This is a genomic window from Ruminococcus bromii, assembly GCF_928721825.1.
GTDB lineage: Bacteria > Bacillota > Clostridia > Oscillospirales > Acutalibacteraceae > Ruminococcoides > Ruminococcoides bromii.
On sequence record NZ_CAKMVP010000003.1, the window covers coordinates 1,496,400 to 1,516,697 of the forward strand.

General features: G+C 43.7%; 15 protein-coding genes. 3 read left to right on the forward strand and 12 right to left on the reverse strand.

Annotated elements, in window-relative coordinates:
• Nucleotides 1-6: 6 nt before the first annotated feature.
• Together QDI94_RS07525 and QDI94_RS07530 are read right to left on the reverse strand one after the other, a co-directional pair.
• Nucleotides 7-2,910 (reverse strand): acyl-CoA dehydratase activase, encoded by a 2,904-nt coding sequence (locus QDI94_RS07525; RefSeq protein WP_176789865.1) that lies wholly within the window; start codon nucleotides 2,908-2,910, stop codon nucleotides 7-9.
• A gap of 238 nt (nucleotides 2,911-3,148) precedes the next feature.
• Entirely contained in the window at nucleotides 3,149-3,763 is a 615-nt protein-coding gene (locus tag QDI94_RS07530; protein ID WP_101028369.1) for a hypothetical protein, read from the reverse strand.
• A 192-nt stretch (nucleotides 3,764-3,955) separates the two neighbouring features.
• Here QDI94_RS07530 and QDI94_RS07535 point away from each other — a divergent pair, with 192 nt between their 5' ends.
• On the forward strand, nucleotides 3,956-4,654 hold the full coding sequence (locus tag QDI94_RS07535; protein WP_101028370.1) for a CpXC domain-containing protein: 699 nt from the start codon (nucleotides 3,956-3,958) through the stop codon (nucleotides 4,652-4,654).
• A 238-nt stretch (nucleotides 4,655-4,892) separates the two neighbouring features.
• On the opposite strand, the gene QDI94_RS07540 is transcribed toward QDI94_RS07535, so the two are convergent.
• From QDI94_RS07540 to QDI94_RS07580, 9 genes are all read right to left on the reverse strand, one after another.
• On the reverse strand, nucleotides 4,893-5,615 hold the full coding sequence (locus QDI94_RS07540; protein WP_341460965.1) for a YoaK family protein: 723 nt from the start codon (nucleotides 5,613-5,615) through the stop codon (nucleotides 4,893-4,895).
• Between the two features lie 180 nt (nucleotides 5,616-5,795).
• On the reverse strand, nucleotides 5,796-6,725 hold the full coding sequence (gene argF, locus QDI94_RS07545) for an ornithine carbamoyltransferase (protein ID WP_278868148.1): 930 nt from the start codon (nucleotides 6,723-6,725) through the stop codon (nucleotides 5,796-5,798).
• The gene (locus QDI94_RS07550) at nucleotides 6,725-7,897 is read right to left on the reverse strand and encodes an aspartate aminotransferase family protein (RefSeq protein ID WP_278868150.1); all 1,173 of its coding nucleotides are present in this window, start codon (nucleotides 7,895-7,897) and stop codon (nucleotides 6,725-6,727) included. The genes argF and QDI94_RS07550 overlap by 1 nt, the downstream gene beginning before the upstream one ends.
• A 15-nt stretch (nucleotides 7,898-7,912) precedes the next feature.
• Nucleotides 7,913-8,335 carry a GNAT family N-acetyltransferase gene (locus tag QDI94_RS07555; protein WP_101028372.1) on the reverse strand — a complete coding sequence of 141 codons (423 nt, stop codon included), beginning with the start codon at nucleotides 8,333-8,335 and terminating at the stop codon, nucleotides 7,913-7,915.
• A 186-nt stretch (nucleotides 8,336-8,521) separates the two neighbouring features.
• Nucleotides 8,522-9,373 (reverse strand): acetylglutamate kinase, encoded by an 852-nt coding sequence (gene argB, locus QDI94_RS07560; protein WP_015523076.1) that lies wholly within the window; start codon nucleotides 9,371-9,373, stop codon nucleotides 8,522-8,524.
• 52 nt (nucleotides 9,374-9,425) lie between these two features.
• Entirely contained in the window at nucleotides 9,426-10,652 is a 1,227-nt protein-coding gene (argJ, locus tag QDI94_RS07565; protein WP_101028373.1) for a bifunctional ornithine acetyltransferase/N-acetylglutamate synthase, read from the reverse strand.
• A gap of 12 nt (nucleotides 10,653-10,664) precedes the next feature.
• Nucleotides 10,665-11,702, reverse strand: a complete 1,038-nt coding sequence (gene argC / locus QDI94_RS07570) for an N-acetyl-gamma-glutamyl-phosphate reductase (protein ID WP_101028374.1) — start codon at nucleotides 11,700-11,702, stop codon at nucleotides 10,665-10,667.
• A gap of 114 nt (nucleotides 11,703-11,816) precedes the next feature.
• Nucleotides 11,817-13,193, reverse strand: coding sequence for an argininosuccinate lyase (gene argH / locus QDI94_RS07575; RefSeq protein ID WP_278868153.1), 1,377 nt, complete (start codon nucleotides 13,191-13,193; stop codon nucleotides 11,817-11,819).
• A 245-nt stretch (nucleotides 13,194-13,438) separates the two neighbouring features.
• A complete protein-coding gene (locus QDI94_RS07580; protein WP_278868155.1) occupies nucleotides 13,439-14,662 on the reverse strand; it encodes an argininosuccinate synthase in 1,224 nt (407 codons plus the stop codon).
• Nucleotides 14,663-15,115: 453 nt separating this feature from the next.
• Between QDI94_RS07580 and QDI94_RS07585 the strand changes: the two genes are divergently transcribed.
• Entirely contained in the window at nucleotides 15,116-15,478 is a 363-nt protein-coding gene (locus QDI94_RS07585; protein WP_278868723.1) for a type II toxin-antitoxin system HicB family antitoxin, read from the forward strand.
• Between the two features lie 54 nt (nucleotides 15,479-15,532).
• A complete protein-coding gene (locus tag QDI94_RS07590) occupies nucleotides 15,533-16,042 on the forward strand; it encodes a flavin reductase family protein (protein ID WP_278868157.1) in 510 nt (169 codons plus the stop codon).
• A 160-nt stretch (nucleotides 16,043-16,202) separates the two neighbouring features.
• Here QDI94_RS07590 and QDI94_RS07595 read toward each other — a convergent pair whose 3' ends face one another.
• Nucleotides 16,203-20,288, reverse strand: coding sequence for an alpha-amylase family glycosyl hydrolase (locus QDI94_RS07595; RefSeq protein WP_278868159.1), 4,086 nt, complete (start codon nucleotides 20,286-20,288; stop codon nucleotides 16,203-16,205).
• Nucleotides 20,289-20,298: the final 10 nt, after the last annotated feature.

Genomic DNA, 20,298 nt, shown 5'->3' on the forward strand with positions numbered 1-20,298 from the left:
CTTTCATCAATCGTTTTCAAGTGCAGCAAGCAAACTGCGGATTCGGATTTTAACTGCTCCGAGGTTCGTAATTTCATCTATCTTAATCTGAGTGTAAATCTTATTTTTGCTTTCAAGAATTTCTCTTACCTCATCGGTTGTAATCGCATCAACACCGCAGCCGAAGGATACAAGCTGAACAAGCTCCATGTCCTTTCTTGTTGTAACATATTTTGCCGCCGCATAAAGTCTTGCGTGGTATGTCCACTGGTTGAGAACATGAGTCCGGAAATGTTCAACTCTCGGGGAAATAACATCCTCGCTGACGATTGCAACATCAAAGCCTGAGATAAGTCTGTCGATTCCGTGGTTGATTTCGGGATCAATATGATATGGTCTGCCTGCAAGAACAAAAATCTTTTTGCCCTCTTTTTCAGCCTTGGCAATAATCTCATTGCCCTTGTCAATAACCTTTTTTCTGTAATTTTCCTGCTCCTGATATGCAAGCTTTGCCGCATTTCTGATTTCATTGAGAGTAATGTCGGGAAAATGGAAAGAAAGCCTTTCGTAAGCCTTTTTCGGAAAATCATTCGGGCGGTGAATACCAAAATATTCCTTGATAAAATGCACCTTGCGAATGTCCTTCATATTGTTCTTTATAACCTCGGGATAATAGGCTACAACAGGACAGTTGTAATGATTGTCACCGAGATGCTCGTCAAAGTTATAGGAAAGACACGGGTAGAAAATTGTCTCTGCACCCATATCAATAAGAGTCTGAATATGTCCATGAACAAGCTTTGCAGGGAAACAAACAGTATCGCTCGGAATTGTCTGCTGACCTCTCTGATAAAGCTTTCTTGTCGAATACGGTGAGTGGAATACCTCAAATTTAAGCTCTGTAAAGAATCTGTACCAGAACGGATAAAGCTCGTACATATTGAGCGCCATAGGAATCCCGAGCTTGCCTCTCAAGCCCTCAACAGGCTTGTAGGAATCAATAAGATTCAGCTTGTAGGCATACATATTCATATCGTTTGCAGGAGCTTTCTTTGTGATTGGTCTTTCACAACGGTTTCCTGCAATGAACTTTCTGCCCTTGCCGAATGAATTTATTGTAAGACGGCAGTTGTTGTTGCACATACCGCAGTTTGCAACCTTGATTTCGTGAACAAATTCATCAAGACCCTTTTTATCGGTAATCGTACTCCTGCCAATGCCTTTTGACTTTTTCTTTGCGTAAAGAGCCGCACCGTAAGCACCCATAAGTCCTGCAATGTTAGGACGGACAACTTCAACGCCCATTTCCTGTTCAAATGCGCGCAAAACGGCATCGTTCAGGAAAGTACCGCCCTGAACCACAACACGCCTGCCGAGTTCGTCGGGACTTGACGCACGAATAACCTTGTAAAGGGCATTCTTTACAACGCTGAGTGAAAGACCTGCCGAGATATCCTCAATTGTAGCGCCGTCCTTCTGAGCCTGCTTAACGCTTGAATTCATAAATACGGTACAGCGTGAACCGAGGTCAACGGGTCGCTTTGCAAAAAGTCCGAGCTTTGCAAAGTCGGCAATCTCATAGCCGAGAGCGTTTGCAAAGGTCTGCAAAAAGCTTCCGCAGCCCGATGAACAAGCCTCGTTAAGGAAAATATTGTCAATTGCACCGTTATGTATCTTAAAGCACTTGATATCCTGACCGCCGATGTCAATGATAAATTCAACATCGGGCATAAAGTATTTTGCGGCGGTAAAGTGGGCAATTGTTTCAACCACACCGTAATCAACCGCAAATGCATTTTTTATAATATCCTCACCGTAACCTGTTACGGCAGAAGAAACAACATTTATTTCGGGATTGATTTCGTAAATCTCGTCAAGGAATCCCTTCATAATTTCAACAGGGCTTCCCTTTGAGGGGAGATATTTTGAATACAGCAGCTCGCCGTCATCGTTGAGGACAACACCCTTTACGGTTGTTGAGCCGGCGTCCATACCGATATAGGCTTTGCCCTTGTAGCCCTTGAGTTCTTTCTGCTTAACATCCGCCTTTGCGTGACGGTCACAGAATTTTCTGTACTCCTCTTCATTGTTAAAAAGCGGCTGATTGAAGGCAAAGTTGCCGCTGCCGCGGTAGTTCTTTACTTTTTCGATAACCTTGTCAAAATCTATAGTTTTTTCGGCGCACAAAGCCGCACCGCTTGCAACATAGTAAAGCGAATTTTCGGGGCAGATTCCCTTTGTTCCGAGTGTGCGGTCAAAGCAGTTTCGCAGTTCGCTCATAAATGTAAGAGGTCCGCCGAGATATACAATCTGACCTTCAATCTCTCTGCCCTGCGCAAGACCTGCAACGGTCTGGCTTACAACCGCATTGAAAATGCTCTCTGCAATGTCACTCTTCCTTGCTCCCTGATTGAGAAGGGGCTGGATATCGGTCTTTGCAAACACACCGCACCTTGAAGCTATTGTATATGTTTTTTCGTGCTGCTTGGCAAGCTCGTCCATATCCTCAAGCTTAACATTTAGAAGCGTTGCCATCTGGTCAATAAACGCACCAGTGCCGCCGGCGCAGGTGCCGTTCATTCTTACCTCAAGTCCGTTTGTTAGGAACAAAATTTTTGCGTCCTCACCGCCGAGTTCGATTACAACATCAGTACCGGGAATAAAAGTATTAGCGGCAACTCTTGTTGCGTAAACCTCCTGAATAAAGTCGATGCCGACAGACTCGGCAACACCCATTCCGGCAGAACCCGAAAGAGCAACTGCGGCATTTTCAACGCCGTCAATCTTTGTTCGTACAAGCGCAAGAATTTCGGCAATCTTTTCGGTAATACGGGAATAGTGCCTTTCGTATGTGCTGTATATCAATTTGTTTTCATCGTCAAGCACAACACATTTTATTGTTGTTGAGCCAATATCCAATCCTAATTTCAACTTGTGCCTCCGAAATCAATACATAGTAATCTCATTGTGCATATCTAACTAATTATAGTATTTTTTGTCGAAAAAATAATTCTGTTTTAGAATATTTTCTTCTTTGATGAATTTTACCATTTTTGCAACAAAAATTCAATACACATAAGGGGCATAATGTATAATTATACTTTAAAAATGCAGAAAAACCTGCCGAAATTGGCAGGTTGTCAGCTTTAAAATTTTAATATTGAGTTTATTAAAAAAGTTCACCGTGGGGCGATTCGCTGTCGTCATCCTCTTCTGTATCGGCTGACTCCGCAAACCCTTCCTCACGCTTAGCTTCAAGCTCTGCTTTGAGGTCGCAAATCTTCGTAACATGCTCAGGCTCTGCCTTCTCCTGCAAAGCGTCAGCCTCTTCTTTTGCAGACTCCTCAGCCGGCTTTTCCTCCTTGAAGGGAGAAGATTTGTACTCGTTCTCATTTGAGCAGGCCACCGTAATATCAACAATATCGTCCTTTTTAACTTCGGGAACAACATCAGGATTGCCGTAGAAAATATCGTTTGAACTGTCAACAATCTGTCTGTAGCATTCTCTTGCCTTTGCGATTTTTGCCTTTGAAGAGTCAATAACCTTCAAAAGCTTTTCACACTCGGCATCATCAATGTCCGTGCCTTTCTTCCTGCTGTCATACATAACCTTTCCGAGAGCAATATAAGCTCTGTTCATAAGCTCGCTCTCGCTCTTCATAACAAGTCTTAATCTGTTGAGCTTTGCATTTGTTCTGTTCTTTTCAACTATTGTCTGAGCTACCGTTGAGATTGTGTCAACGGCTGTATTTACTGTTCCTTTTACACTGTCAAGTATTGTCATAGCAAACTCTCCTTTAAAATCGCCGCCTGTGCAAACGCAGCAACACATCCCGAAGCGGCGAATAATATTATACCTATTTACATTATTATGACAGATTTTTTTGATAAAATCAACATTTTTTTAAAATTTACTTGTTAAAATCACAGTCAATTGCTATAATTAGTTTCATAGAGTGTTAAAGAGGTGGTTTGGATGCCTGAAAAGAAAATTACCAAGGCAATCGTCTGCCCTATGTGCGGTGAAATGAGCAAGGCTGATGTTTATACCAGCATCAACCCGTCCGTAACAAAGGGTGTGCGCAGAAGGGCGCTTGACGGTGAGCTTTTTGCGTGGAAATGTCCGTCATGCGGATACTCTGCAAGGCTCACATATCCGATTCTTTACAATGATATGAAGAATCGTTTTATGGTATATTTCATTCCGAAAATTGATCATTTTCAGCTTTGTGACAATGAGCTTGAAGAAAAATACAGCAATCTTCGCAACATCAGCAAGCGTATTGTTCCGTCATTCAATTCGTTCAAGGAAAAAATTTTCATCTTTGAATCAGGACTTGACGATATGTCGGTTGAGCTTACAAAGCTTGCAATCAGCCAAACCGTTTCGAAAAAACTCGGCGGTGCAGAAATCCATGACGGCTACCTTTCAATGTACGACCGCGAACGCAACACAATGGGATTTACATATTTTACAGGTGAAAAGCATACACCGTATGTTCAGACAGCAAGGCTTGAAATCTATGTAAAATCGAAGAAAATTGTCGATTCGCTTGCATATAAGGATAAAAAGCTCAAAGGCTTCCTCAAAATTGACCGTGAATGGGCGGAGAATATTCTCTATCGCTACAAGCGTATGAAGCATATCGAAAAGCTTAACAAATTGAAAGAGTGAGTTTTCTTACGGTTGACATATTCATATACTTATTGCATTATAATAGTATCAAATGAATTATTATAAAACCACTTGCAAGCAAATAACCTATGTGCTGCAATCAAGACAGCTAAAGAGAAACTATGTAAATAAGTTCACGCAAGTAAACCCCCGAAGGCGGTGACCTTCGGGGGGTTCTTTTTTTGGAATTTCATTAGGGGATAACGGTGGCTCGCCGTCAATTTTCAATTCGACAAACTCATTCCGACTGTGCGGCTAAGCTTTCGGATGTTGCAAAAGATTCTTTTCTGTCGAACACTCCGCAGAGCCACATATATGAAACTGTTGAAAGGGCAATGCTTACCAAACCGAACCAGATGCTGTTCACACCGATAAAAGCACTCGGAACGCAGGCAAGGACAACACCTATATGATAGCTTGCAAGCGTAAGCCAATAAAATTTAGCCTTTTTCTGCATATCCTTGTCCTTGTCAATAATACCCGTGAATGTTGAAACCGTTGCAACACGGAGGTTGTTTGTCGAGAAAATCGGAGATGTAACATAACTTCCGGCTGTTCTGAAGGAGTTCCACAAAACAGGGGTTACAAACAGAATCGGCAGAATTGCAAGGTAGTTGTTTGAAATATTCGGGAAAATTCCGATAATCAAAAGTGCAGCCGCACTTGCAATAAGACTGACGGTTTTGGTTTCAAGCTTAATGAAACGGTCGGAAATTACAAAGAAAACATTGCCGAGAATATATGTAAGGAGAGCGATGACAATAAACACAACGCCATCAAAATCACCCGTAAAAATCTTGCTGACAAGGTGAATCATATTTGCTGTCTGTGCATTGCCGAACACATCACAGTGATTGTAAATCGCATATCCGCCCATAAATCCACCCAGAGAGCTGGCCGCAAAATGCAGGATATGCTGTTTTTGTTCTCTTGTCATTTTAAAGACTTCCTTTTTCGCCATAAAACGTGTAATTGTTTAACATAATTATACACCTGCAATTCTGATTTTGCTATTATCCCCCAATGGAATTATACTCCATTTTGCAATAAAAATTAAGTCACATTGCACAAAACAGCTGTCTTACTGTTGTACAATGTGACTTTTTTGCTTTTTATGAAGTTTTAAAGAATCAAACTGTCATCAAACTTTTTCAGGCATTTCATTTGCCATACATTCAACAAGAACAGCTTTCTGAGCGTGAAGACGGTTTTCTGCCTCCTCAAAAATTTCGTTTGCATGCTCTTCAAATACATCGGCAGTAATCTCTTCGCCACGGTGAGCAGGTAGGCAGTGGAGAACCATACAATCCTTGTTTGTAACAGCCATAAGCTCCTTGTTAACCTGATAGCCTGCGAATGCTGCCTCACGGATTTTCTTTTCTTCTTCCTGTCCCATTGATGCCCATACATCTGTATAAACAATATCGGCATTCTTAGCAGCCTCAAGCGGATCTGTTACGATTTCAAACTTGCCGTTACCGTACTTTTCACCAAACTCGATAATGTGCTTAGGCGGCATATAATTCTTTGGACAGGCGGCAGAGAAGCTCATACCTGTGCTGAGTGCGCCGACGATGAGTGAGTTCATCATGTTGTTGCCGTCACCGATAAAGCACATCTTGAGTCCTTCAAGCTTGCCCTTGAATTCACGGATTGTCATAAGGTCTGCAAGAACCTGACATGGGTGACAATAGTCTGTAAGACCGTTGATAATCGGGATTGAACCGTACTCTGCAAGAGCCTCAACTTCTTTCTGATCAAAGGTACGAATCATAATACCGTCAAGAAAACGGGAAAGAACACGGGCTGTATCCTCAACAGGCTCGCCTCTGCCAATCTGAAGGTCATTTGATGAGAGGAAAAGCGGATAACCGCCGAGCTGTGTCATACCAACCTCAAATGAAACACGGGTACGGGTGCTTGACTTTTCAAAAATCATACCAAGAGACTTGCCCTTGAGAATTTTATGCTCAATGCCGTGCTTCTGCTCGTATTTAAGCTGATCGGCAAGGTTAAGTGTGTTGATAATTTCTTCTGTTGACCAATCCTCAAGTTTAAGTAAGTGTTTCATTAGTTGTTCTCCTTTATTGTTTTTTCGAGTATATTAATCGCCTCGTCAATTTCATTGTAATCAATAACAAGCGGTGGGAGCATACGGAGCAAATCTTTTGCCGTGATAATAAGCAAGCCGTTTTCAACGCATTTGATTGCAATGTCGTGTGCATCGCCCTTTTCAAGCTCAATACCAATCATAAGTCCCATTCTGCGAACGCTCTTTACGCCGTCAATTTTTGTGAGCTTGTCCTCAAAATACTGACCTTTTTTCTCAACCTCGGCAAGAAATTCGTCATTTGCAACTGTGTCAAGAACATAGTTTGCACCTGCACAAACAACAGGATTTGCGCCGAATGTTGTGCCGTGAGTTGACGGTGACATAACATCCTTGAGCTTTTCACCGCACATACAAACACCGATAGGAAGTCCGCCGCCAAGCCCCTTTGCAACTGTCATAAGGTCGGGGAGAATACCGTAATTCTGATGAGCAAACAGCTTGCCTGTTCTGCCTACGCCTGTCTGAACCTCATCGACAATAACGAGAATATCGTTGTCGTTGCAATACTTAACAAGTTCTTTTACATATTCGGGATTGAGGATATTTACACCGCCCTCGCCCTGAATGAGTTCAAGCATTACTGCGCAGGTTTTGTCTGAAACAACTGCTTTCAGAGCGTCCATATCGTCTGCGTCTGCATACTTAAAGCCCTCTGTAAACGGGAAGAAATAGTTGTGAAAAACATCCTGCCCTGTTGCGGCAAGAGTTGTAACAGTTCTGCCGTGAAAGGAATTGTTAAGCGTTACGATTTCATTTCTGCCCTCGCCGTACTTGTCAAAGCTGTACTTACGGGCAATTTTGATTGCGCATTCGTTAGCCTCTGCACCGCTGTTGCCAAAGCAGACCTTTGAAAGACCTGTAAGTGTGCAAAGCTTTTCGGCAAGGTCACTTGCCTGTGAACAGTAAAAATAGTTTGACATATGCTGAATTGTGCCTGCCTGCTTTGAAACAACCTCAACCCAGCCGTCATTACAATAGCCAAGGCTGTTTACACCGATACCCGATGAAACATCAATGTACTTTTTGCCATTTTCGTCATATGCGGTAACGCCTTTTGCACTTTTGAGAGCAACATCGTAGCGACCGTATGTGTGCATAATATATTTTAAATCTTTCTCTTTTGTAGTCAAGTTAGCCACACCCTTTCATATTTTATCGTTGCTGAAGGAGTAAACAAAAACATCCTCACGCTTTTCAAAGCCGAAATCACGCCAGAAGCTCTGACCTGTTTCGTTGTTCTGATAACAGAAAATGTGAGTTTTGTCGATGCCTTGTTCACGGATTTTTTGGATAGCGGTCTGTGCAAGAGCGTGACCGATTTTCTTTCGTCTGAATTCGGGCAGAACAGCCATATGGTGGATAAATCCCCGTCTGCCGTCATGACCTGCAAGCACGGTTCCGACAATTTTTCCGTCAACCACGGCAACCTGACTCATACCTGCATTGTGCTTGAGATAACGCTCCATCTGATCTCTTTCATCAGCCTTAGAGAGGGCACGCTTTGTGGTAATCTGCCACATCCTATAAACCTCGTCATAGTCGTCAATTGTCATTTCTCGTATAATCATTGCACCCTCCAAAATCTAATCTGTAGGGGCGAACCGCGTTCGCCTGCGAGAGCACATGGTACTCCCCTACAAACAATACACTGCTTTTATCAAATAAAAATTTTAAGTTAAACAGAAAGTTTAATTTAGCGAGCGACCAATGACCGCCTCTACTGTTTTTACAAATCAGCAAAACAGCAATGCTAATCAATAAAACATTGTACCGATGCCTTCATCGCTGAAAAGCTCGAGCAGGATTGAATGTTCGATTCTGCCGTCAATGATATGGGCACGGTTTACACCGCTGCGGACTGCCTCAACACAGCAATCAATCTTGGGAATCATACCGCCGCTGATGATGCCGTCACGCTTGAGCATAGGAACTTCGCTGACATTGACAACGGGGATGAGTGAATCCTCATCGTGAACATCACGGAGAAGTCCTCTGATATCTGTCATAAGAATGAGCTTTTTTGCGCCGATTTTAGCGGCAATCTGCGATGCCGCAATGTCTGCGTTAATATTGTATACATTGCCGTCATAACCGCCTGCAACGGTTGAAACAATCGGAATATAACCGCTTGCAAGAGCGTTGTTGAGCGGTTCGGGGTTAACCTCCTTAATCTCGCCCACATAGCCGAGGTCTGCGCCTGTAACAAGCTTTTCAGCCATAAGCATTCTGCCGTCAAGACCGCAAAGACCCATAGCCTTACCGCCGTGACTGCCGAGGAGCTGAACAAGGCTCTTGTTGACCTTGCCTGCAAGCACCATCTGAACAATGTCGATAGTTTCCTTGTCGGTCACTCTCATACCGTTGATAAACTTGCTTTCCTTGCCAACGGCTTTGAGCATTGCATTGATTTCGGGTCCGCCGCCGTGAACAAGCACAACATTGACTCCGACAAGCTGCATAAGAACAAGGTCGCTCATAACTGCCGCTTTAAGTTCTTCGTTTATCATAGCGTTTCCGCCGTATTTTACAACAATTGTTTCGCCCGAATATTTCTTGATATAGGGCATTGCCTGTATAAGTACCTTGGCTCTCTTTGAAACATCCATTTTCTTCAATCCTTTATGTAGTTGATTTCCGCTCACACAATCAAATCGCATATTATGTGCGGTAGTCACCGTTGATTTTTACATAATCATAGGTAAGGTCGCAACCGTAAGCCTCGGCAGATGCATTGCCGTCACCTAATTTTACGAGAATTTCAATTTCATCCTCAAGCAAAATTTCCTTAGCCTTGTCCTCATCAAACACAAGACCGTTGCCGTCCTTGCAAACAAGGATTTCACCCTTTGCGGATTTATATGAAACATCAATTTTTTTAACATCTGTTTCGGCACCGCTGTAGCCGATTGCGCAGAGGATTCTTCCGCAGTTTGCGTCAGCCCCGAACATTGCCGCCTTTACAAGACTTGAACAGATGATGCTCTTTGAAATAATCTTTGCACTCTTATCGTCTTTTGCACCGTCAACCTTGCAGATAAGGAGCTTTGTTGCACCTTCGCCGTCTTTTGCAAGCTTCTTTGCAACCTTTTTGAATGCGTCTGTAAGAACGGCTGTAAAGGTTTTGTAATCGTCGTTCTTCTCTGTGATTTCCTTGTTGCCTGCATAACCCGATGCCATAATTGCAAGGGTATCGTTTGTTGAGGTGTCACCGTCAACGCTTACCATATTATAGCTGACATCAGCGGCTTCGATAAGTGCGGATTTGAGCATTTCGGAAGAAATTGCCGCATCGGTTGTTACAAAGGAAAGAGTTGTACCCATGTTAATATGAATCATACCGCTGCCCTTTGCAATACCGCCGATTGTAACCTTTTTGCCGTCAAGAACCGTTTCAACAGCCCACTGCTTTTTCATGGTGTCGGTTGTCATAATTGCCTCTGCGGCGGAGGTTCCGCCGTCCTTTGAAAGCGTGCCTTTGAGCTTTTCAATTCCGCTTGCAATTGGTTCAATCGGGAGAGGCTGACCGATGACACCTGTTGATGCAACGATTACATCGTTTTCGTCAACACCGAGAGCGTCTGCGGCAAGACTGCACATTTTCTCAGCCTTTTCATAGCCGTCAGGGTTACAGGCATTTGCATTGCCTGAATTTACGACAACAGCCTGAGCCGTACCGTTTTCAAGGTGTTTTTTAGTAACATATATAGTGTCGGACTTTACAAGGTTCTTTGTAAAGATAGCCGCACTGTTGCAAACCTTGTCGCAGTAAATGAGCGCAAGGTCTTTTTTAGTTGTGTTAGATGCTTTGACTCCGGCACAAATTCCGTTGGCTGTAAAGCCCTTTGCGGAAGTGACCGAGCCGTTTTCAATATACTTGATTTCCATAGATATTCACCCTTAAAATGCAGGCGGAACGATTACCAAACCTGTTTTTTCGTCAAGTCCGAAGATGATGTTCATATTCTGAATAGCCTGACCTGCGGCACCCTTGACCATGTTGTCGATTGCGGCACAGGCAACGAGCTTGTTGGCTCTCTTATCGTGATGAATTGAAACATCACAGAAGTTAGAATATTTGATATTGTGAATGTCGGCACATTTGCCGTCATCAAGAAGTCTTACAAAAAATTCGTCCTTGTAAAAGTCCTCATAAGCCTTTCTGATCTGCTCAAAGGTTACACCGTCCTTGATGTCGGCATAAACAGTTGCGAGAATGCCACGGTTTACGGGGAGAAGGTGCGGAACAAAGGTGATAATAACCTTTTCGCCCGAAAGCTTTGAAAGAGTCTGCTCAATTTCGGGAGTGTGGCGGTGGCTTGCAACCTTATAAGCGTGGAATCCCTCGTTGAGTTCGGGATAGTGATTGCCCTGATTTGGCTTTCTGCCGGCACCCGTAACACCGCTTTTGCAGTCGCAAATGATGCCCTTTGTGCTGACAAGTCCGTTTACAATTGCAGGAGCAATTGCGAGCGGTGAACAGGTTGTGTAACAACCCGGATTCGCAACAAGCTTTTTGCCCTTGATTTTATCTCTGAAAAATTCAGGAAGTCCGTAAACTGCCTGTTCGTGAAGTTTTTTGTCAAGAAAAGTTCCGCCATACCATTCGGTGTATTCTTCTTCGCTTTCAAGGCGGAAGTCAGCGCCGAGGTCAATAAATGCCTTGCCCGCATCAATGCACTTTGCGGCAAGCTCCTGTGAAAGACCGTGTGGGAGAGCGGCAAAGATAACATCGCTCTTTTCAACAACGGCGTCCTGATTTTCACAAACCATATCGTTCAAAAATGTATAAGACGGATAAACATCGCTCAGCTTGTCACCCTCAAAGGAAACAGAGCTGATTGCCGAAAGTTCAGCCTCAGGATGAGCGGTAAGAAGTCTTACAAGCTCTGCACCTGCATAGCCGGTTGCACCGACAATACCTGCTTTTATTTTCATTGCTATCACCTAATCTATTGTAAATTTATATCAATCTTTGCCTGTATGTGTTGAATACGGCAGTTCACCTTTTGCACAAAGCATATGTTCCCATCCGCCCCTACGGATTTGCAATTACAGTTTTTCTGCGATTTCTGCAACACGCTTAGCCTGAGCCTTTACATTTGCCGATGCAGGGCCGCCGAATACTGTACGCTCGTTTGTACAGCGTTCAAGTGAAATTGCGCTGTAAACATCATCGTTGAACACATCGCAAACCTTTTTGTATTCGTCCATTGGAAGACTTTCGAGGTCTGTACCGAGTTCAATACATCTTGCAACGAGTTCGCCTGTTGCCTTGTAGGCATCTCTGAACGGAACACCGTTCTTTGTGAGCCAGTCGGCACAGTCTGTTGCGTTGATGAAACCGCCTGCTGCGGCTTTTCTCATATTTTCGGGAATGACACGCATTGTGTCGAGCATGGGAGTAAAGGCTGTGAGGCACATTTTAACCGTGTCGAGTGCGTCAAAGATAGCCTCCTTGTCCTCCTGCATATCCTTGTTGTATGCAAGTGCAGTACCCTTCATAATTGTGAGGAGCGTCATATTGTCACCGAAAACTCTGCCGCTCTTACCACGAACAAGCTCTGCAATATCGGGGTTCTTTTTCTGCGGCATAATTGATGATCCTGTTGAAAAAGCGTCATCAAGTTCAATGAATTTAAATTCCCAACTGCACCACATAATGATTTCTTCTGAAAATCTTGAGAGGTGAACCATTATTATCGAAAGCACCGATGCAAATTCGATGCAGTAATCTCTGTCGGAAACACCGTCAAGAGAGTTGTTTGTAATTCTGTCAAAGCCGAGGAGTTCGGCTGTGATTGTTCTGTCAATCGGATATGTTGTGCCTGCAAGCGCACATGAACCAAGTGGCATTTCGTCCATTCTTTTAAGGCAGTCTTCAAGTCTTGAAACATCTCTCAAAAGCATTTCACCGTAAGCAAGGAGATGATGTCCGAAGGTAATCGGCTGTGCTCTCTGGAGGTGAGTATAGCCGGGCATAACGGTTTCGCTGTACTTTTCAGCCTTGTCGGCAATAACCTTGATAAGACCTACAACGAGATTTTTTACATTGACAACCTCTTTCTTGAGGTAAAGCTTGATGTCAACTGCAACCTGATCGTTACGGCTTCTTGAGGTGTGAAGTCTTTTGCCGTTGTCGCCGATTCTTTTGGTAAGCTCACCCTCGATAAAGGTGTGAATGTCCTCAGCCTCCATATCAATGTGCAGAGTACCGTTTTCGATATCCGCAAGAATGCCTTTAAGACCTTTTACGATATCGTCTGCCTCTTCTTCTTTAATAATGCCGCATCTGCCAAGCATTGTTGCGTGGGCAATGCTGCCCTCGATGTCTTCTTTATACATTCTGCTGTCGAATGAAATCGAGCTGTTAAAATCGTTAGTGGTTTTTGAAAGCTCCTTTTTGAAGCGTCCTTTCCAAAGCTGCATTATTATTTCTCCTTACATTATGTTTAGCCGTTGTAAAGCACTTTGTTGCTTTTGGTTTTAAATATTTATTTACACCTTGTTATAAATGTTGGGGTAACCTGTATGGGCGTTCATTAGACGCCCGCAAGTAATCGCAGAATATTTTTCAACCGACAAATACCGCAAAAAATAAAAAGGTGTAATAAACACTTATCGGGGCAGAGAAATTCCCTGCCCCTGATTATGTATGCAAATCAAAGATTTAATTATTTGATAAGGCCTTTCTTTGCACGAACCTTGATTGGAAGACCAAAGAGGTTGATGAAGCCTGCGCTGTCGTTCTGGTCATAAACCTGATCTTCGTCAAAAGTAGCAATTTCCTCATCATAGAGTGAATACGGGCTTGTTACTCCTGCATCAATGATGTTGCCCTTATAGAGTTTAAGTTTTACATCACCTGTTACATATTCCTGAGTGCTGTCAACGAAAGCTGAGAGAGCCTCACGGAGAGGTGTGTACCACTTGCCGTCATAAACGAGCTCTGCGAAAGCATTTGCAACATTCTGCTTGTAGTGGAGTGTGTCCTTGTCAAGGCAGATTTCCTCAAGCTTTGCATGAGCAGCATAGAGGATTGTACCGCCCGGAGTTTCATAAACGCCGCGAGCCTTCATACCAACAAGACGGTTCTCAACTATATCTGTGATACCGACGCCGTTTCTGCCGCCGATTTTGTTGAGTTCCTTAATGAGTTCAACGCTGTCTATAGCCTCGCCGTTAAGCTTTGTGGGAATACCTTTTTCAAATGTAAGAGTTACATATTCTGCCTTATCGGGAGCCTGCTCAGGTGAAACACCGAGTTCAAGGAAGCCTTCCTTATTGTACTTAGGCTCGTTTGCAGGATTTTCAAGGTCAAGACCTTCGTGGCTCAAGTGCCAGAGATTCTTATCCTTTGAATAGTTTGTTTCACGGTTAATCTTGAGCGGAATATTGTGCTTTTCAGCATATTCAATCTCATCTTCACGGCTCTTGAATTCCCATGTTCTCCAAGGAGCGATAATCTTCATATCGGGAGCGTAAGCCTTGATGGCAAGCTCAAAACGAACCTGATCGTTGCCCTTGCCTGTACAGCCGTGACAAATTGCGTCAGCGCCTTCTGCCTTTGCAATTTCAACGAGTCTTTTGGCGATGATAGGACGGGCAAAGGATGTGCCGAGGAGGTACTTGCCCTCGTAAACAGCACCTGCTTTTACTGTAGGAATGATATATTCGTCAACAAATTCCTTGTTGAGGTCTTCAATGTAAAGCTTTGATGCACCTGTTTTGATAGCCTTTTCTTCAAGACCGTCAAGCTCTGTACCCTGTCCAACATCACCCGAAACAGCGATAACCTCGCAGTTGTCGTAGTTTTCTTTAAGCCACGGAATGATGATTGAAGTATCAAGACCGCCTGAATATGCAAGAACTACCTTTTTAATCTTATTGTCAGCCATTTTTAATTCCTCCAGAATTTGGGAACACATTTTGTCGGTGTTTCCTTTGCTTTAATTTTTATTACTCTTACATTATACACTCTGTTTTCAAAAAATCAAGTGTTTTTTGAATAAATATTCAATGTTTTTTCAAATTTGTATTTCGTGGTGCAATTTGACCGAAATCTGTCGCTTTATCGCTGTATTATCGGTATTTTTGGCGATTACCGTGTAGCTTTAGGCGTTCATTTTCAGAAGAATGCATATATTCACAAAAAATGAATATTCACTTTATTCATTTGTTTTTGCATATTCATACATATATATACAACCATTTTGCATATTTTTCATTTTGTAAAAGCCGCTAAATTTACTTTAAAACCTGTTGACACCATATGCGATACCATATATAATATTATTAAAAAATACGAAAACAGGCTCTAAGATAAATTGCAGAAAGCGAGGCGGAAGATGATGAAAACTCTTAACGATTATCTTGCGATGTCATATCGTATGGAAATTGTTGAGGACAAGGGCGGGGACGGTTTTGTTGTATCGTTTCCCGAGCTTCCCGGCTGCATAACCTGCGGTGATACGATTGAATCGGCTGTTGCAAATGCAGAGAACGCTAAAAAAGCTTGGTTTGAAGCCGCCTTTGAGAGCGGAATTGTAATTCACGAACCCGACAGCCTTGAAGAATATTCGGGACAATTCAAGCTGAGAATCCCGAAAAGTCTGCACCGCTCACTTGCCGAACATTCAAAGAAAGAGGGCATAAGTATGAATCAATACTGTGTCTATCTTCTGTCAAAAAATGATGCAGTTTATTCAAAATAAAAGTTTGAAAGCATATCATATTATATAAAACACAATTTTGAAAGGAAGATTTATATGTCAACATTTAAAGAGATAAATCCAAAGGAAATCGTTGAAAGCCCGTTTAAGCTTATCGGTGACGACTGGGCGCTTGTCACAGCCGGCGACAGGGAAAAATTCAACACAATGACAATAAGCTGGGGCGGTGTAGGTATTATGTGGGGTAAGCCCGTTGTATTCACCTTTATTCGTCCGCAGAGGTACACATTTGCTTTTATGGAGAATGGCGACCGCTATACAATGAGCTTTTTTGACGAAAAGTACAGAGATGCCCTCAAATTCTGCGGTTCAAAGAGCGGCAGGGATTATAACAAGGTAAATGAAACAGGTCTTACTCCTGTGTTCACAGAAAACGGCTCTGTATATTTTGAAGAGGCAAAGCTTGTACTTGAATGTAAAAAAATGTATGCCCAAAACCTCAATGCCGAAAGCATTACCGACCATGAAAGCGTTGACAAGTGGTACAATAACGACTTTCATAAAATGTACATCAGCGAAATCACAAAGGTTCTCGTAAAAGAATAATCTGCGTCTTAAAATTTTATATGCGGAATCAGTCAGACAATCGCACGGTTGTCTGACTTTTTTATGTAAATACACTTAAAAAAGCCCCTCGCAAAACGCGAGGGGCTTTTCCTGTAATATCGACTAAGCGGAACGATATATCAAATTTTATTCAGCTTAATTAAAAGTTGCTGATAAGATGAACTACATACTTCTGGATGAGAGTAGCATCCTTAACTGAAATTATATTGTTCTTATCAACATCTGCTGCTGTGAGCTGCTGTTCTGTGAATGGAATATGCTCTGTGATATGCTTCTGAACAAGTGTTACATCGATAGCGGTAATCTTGCCGTCCATATCAACATCACCGAGGCGGACATCATTTGCAAATGAAGTTGTTGCACTCAGCTTAACATTCTTAAAGCCTGCAAAGCCTGATATATCACGAACCTTGCTGTTATCAACAACTGACTGCTGATTAAGCTTGTTGTTTGTAACATAACCTACTGTAAGATACTCTGTGTCAAGATATACGCTTGCACTGCCTGCACCGATAACCTGGAAGGTAAGTGAAATGTATGTACCACCATCGTACTTTGTAGGATTCTGCGGGTTAGTAAAGTTACCCTTAATTACATTGCTGTAAGCGTTGTAAACAAGATTTGACTGGCTTGGCATAATTGTCTGGCTGCCGTTAACCTTGTTGTCTGCCTTATCGAACTTAAGCTTGCTTGTGTCATACTTAACAGTCCACTGACCGTCAACAATACCCATATTAGCATTGAGCTTATAGAGAACAGTTATCTTGTCGCCTACTTTTCCGTCGGTCTTTGTAGCAGAACCGAAGTAGTTAGATGTTGCATTTACTGTGAGTGTCTGTGAAGGAGCAGTTGTAGGCTCTGTCGCAGGCTGAGTTGTCGGCTGTGTAGCCGGCTGTGTTGTCGGCTGTGTTGTTGGCTTTGTAGCCGGCTGTGTTGTTGTTGGCTGAGCTGAAGTTGTCGGCTGTGTCGGTGGGATCGGACTTGTCGGAACAATGCCGCTCTCGATGTCGCCGTTATTCATAGCATATGAGTATGTGCCGTTTACGCCGTTTCTTGTTGCGTCAACCTTGATTGTGCTTGTTTTCTTGAGAGCTGATGTTGCAACTGTGAATGCACCTGTTACATCGTCTGCAGTAGCAGTATATGTCTTACCGTCAACTGTAACAGTTACCTTTGCAGCGCTGGCTGTAACACCTGATACAACGCTCTTGCCTGCAACTGCATATGTAAGTGTTGCAGGAGCAAGTACAAGTGCCTTCTGAGCTGACTTGAGGTCTGCAATCATAGCATTCATAGCTTCAGCTGTTGTAGCGTCTTCGCCTGCTTTAATCATAGCCTCAGCTGACTTGAGAACCTTCTGAGCATTTGCCCAGCTCTCTGCTGTGTAGTCTGATGCTGTCATAGCAAGAATCTTTCTTGCTTCTTTCTTGAGTGATTCATAAGGTGAAACAACGATTGGCTTTGATGTAAGCTTGTATGTTGTACAACCTTCGTTTGTAATTTCGATTGTAGCGCCGTCTCTAACGCCTGTGATATCTGCTGTCTGACCTGAACCGCTGCTGAGAATAATGCTTACTTCGTCAACATTATCGAACTTAACAACATAGTTGCCGTCAGAATCTTTTTCTGTAAGAGCAACGCCCGGCCATGCACCTGTGAGCTTCTGTGTATCATTCCAAGCATAGATTTTGTAGCTTGCAGATGGGCTGTAAGGCTTGATTGTTACGGAAACAGAACCCTCTGCAGGCTCTGGCTCGCCGCCGCCTCCCTGCTGGTTGCCCTTAGTTACTGTCTTAACCGATGTGTAGTTGCCGTTCTGAATTTCGAGAACAGCACCGTCATAAAGACCTGTGATATCGCCTGACTGTGAGCCGCTGCCGTTGTTGAGAACAACGCTGAATGACTTGTCGGCTGAAACAGGAAGTGTGAGTTCATATGTGTTTGCCTGACCTGAAACGGCTGCTGCCTTTTGACCCGGCCATGCACCGTTGAGTGCTGTGCTTGCACCTGTCCAAGCGTAAACATTCGGAGCGCCTGCTGTGCTCTTGATTGTAAGCTTTGATGTCTGACTTGCTGTCGGACCGGGAACAGTTGTGCTCTGTGTCGGGCTGGTTGTAGGCTTTTCGTCGTTTTCGCCGAGCTTGAGGAATGTGAATTTAGCCTCTGAGGTTGCCTTGTCGTTTGTAGCTTCAACAGTTACTTCGATTGTATCGTTCTTGTAAGCTGTCTGACCGATTGTGAATGTGTCGCCGTCCTTAACAACAAACTTGTTACCGCCGTCAACAGAAACCTTTGCGCTGTCGCATTCCTTAAGAGAAACAGTAACCTGCTCTGTGCCGTAGAACTTCGGCTCGCCTGTGATTGATACGAGCGGCTGACCGTCAGCATTTTCCATAAGGATTGTGCCGTTTACACCGCTGTTGAATGTTACCTTACCGTCAGTAACAACTGAAGATGAGTTGTCATAAGTATTGATTATATAACTGCCGTCTTCCCAAAGAGTTGAAACATCAACAGTTACGCTTGAATTTTTGTTACAGCCGATTACTGCAGCTGCCTGATCTGTTACGCCGTTCTTATCGTATGTACGGCCGAAAGCAACACCGCTTGTAGCTGAGAGCTTAACATTTGAGCCGGCACCGATGGATACATGCTTGTTACGGAACTGACCAACCTTCTGCCACTGAGCAAGAAGAGTTTTGTCCATGTCGTTCCAGTTCATATCACTTCTGAGTGCGTGACCCGATCCGCCGTAACCGTCAAATGCAACGCCGGGATAGAGAGGACGGTTGGTTTCGTCACCGTAGAAAATCTGAACTCCGCCCGGGAGAAGGAGGAATGCAGCCGCATTGTAAAGCATTGTGTTCTCATCGCCACGGGTAAGTGTTTCATCGTGTGATGACATAAATGAAAGAACGTTAAAGCCTTCCTTTGTGTTGATCTTGTCTGCATAGCCCTGATATGTGTTTGCAACACTACCGCTTGCAAGAGCACCGCCGCCTGTAACTGCGAAGTTAATCATTGAGTCGAAGCCGCCCTCGGAATAGTATGTGTCGTAGCCTACACCGTGATCCCAATGCTCGCCTGTCATCCAGAAATCTTCTTTCCAGTCAGCACCTGCTTTGCCCTTGTTGTTGGATCTCCACTCTCTGAGAGCAGAAACACAAGCCTGCTTGAGCTGGTTCCAAGAAGCCTTATCAACATGCTTTGCAGTATCGCAACGGAAACCGTCAACACCGTACTCCCTAACCCACTCTGAAAGCCAGGTTGAAAGGTAGCCTGTTACTGTGTTTGATTCACCGTATTTTGCGACCTTCTGATCATATGTACCTTCCTGAGTCCACTTTGTTTTGAGGATCGGAGGAATTGTAACATCCTTTGTCTGCTCTGTTCTGAAGTCGGGAAGTCCGCTGAGTGACATTGTAAGATCACCGCCGGCACCCTCTGTATATCCGGGAAGACCGCTGCGAATCCAGTCATTGCTCCACCATTTGCCCCAGTCTTCTTCTGATGTTTTATAGTCAATGTGGTCGTTTACTTCACCTACATCTGTGAGCTTGTATTTGAAGTCTAACGCACCGTCAAGGAGAGTACCGAAGCCGAACTGCTCCATATCTGCAACGGTGTTGTAGCCTGTGTGGTTCATTACGATATCCATGATAACTCTGATACCGTGCTCATGCGCTGTGTCAACGAGAGTTTTGAACTCCTCTTTTGTACCGAAGTTTGCATCGGTTTCGGTATAGTCAAGAACATAGTAGCCGTGATATGAGTAGTGAGCAAAGCCCTTACCTGAATCACAATAGCCGTGGGTCTGCTCATACGGAGCTGAGATCCAAATTGCGTTTACACCGAGGTTGTCAAAATAGCCCTCTTCAATTGACTGAGTAACACCTGCAAAGTCGCCGCCGTGGAATGTACCGGGGTTTGTATCCCAGCCGTCAAGCGGTTTGCCGTCCTTGTCAAGTGTTCTGCCGTATGAATGGTCATTTGCGGTGTTTCCGTTCTTAAAACGGTCGGTAAGCAGGAAATACACATTGGCATTATCCCATGTAAAGCCGTCATCTTCAACAAGTGAACCTGCGGCAGTTGATGATGCAGATGTGCTGCTGTCATCGGAAACTGTTGCAGCACTTGCCGAACCAAATGCTACGGAAGCACCGGGGAGAGCCATACAAAGTGTCAAAACGGCACTGAGTGCTCTCTTCATACTTCTTTTTTTCATTGTTTGATTA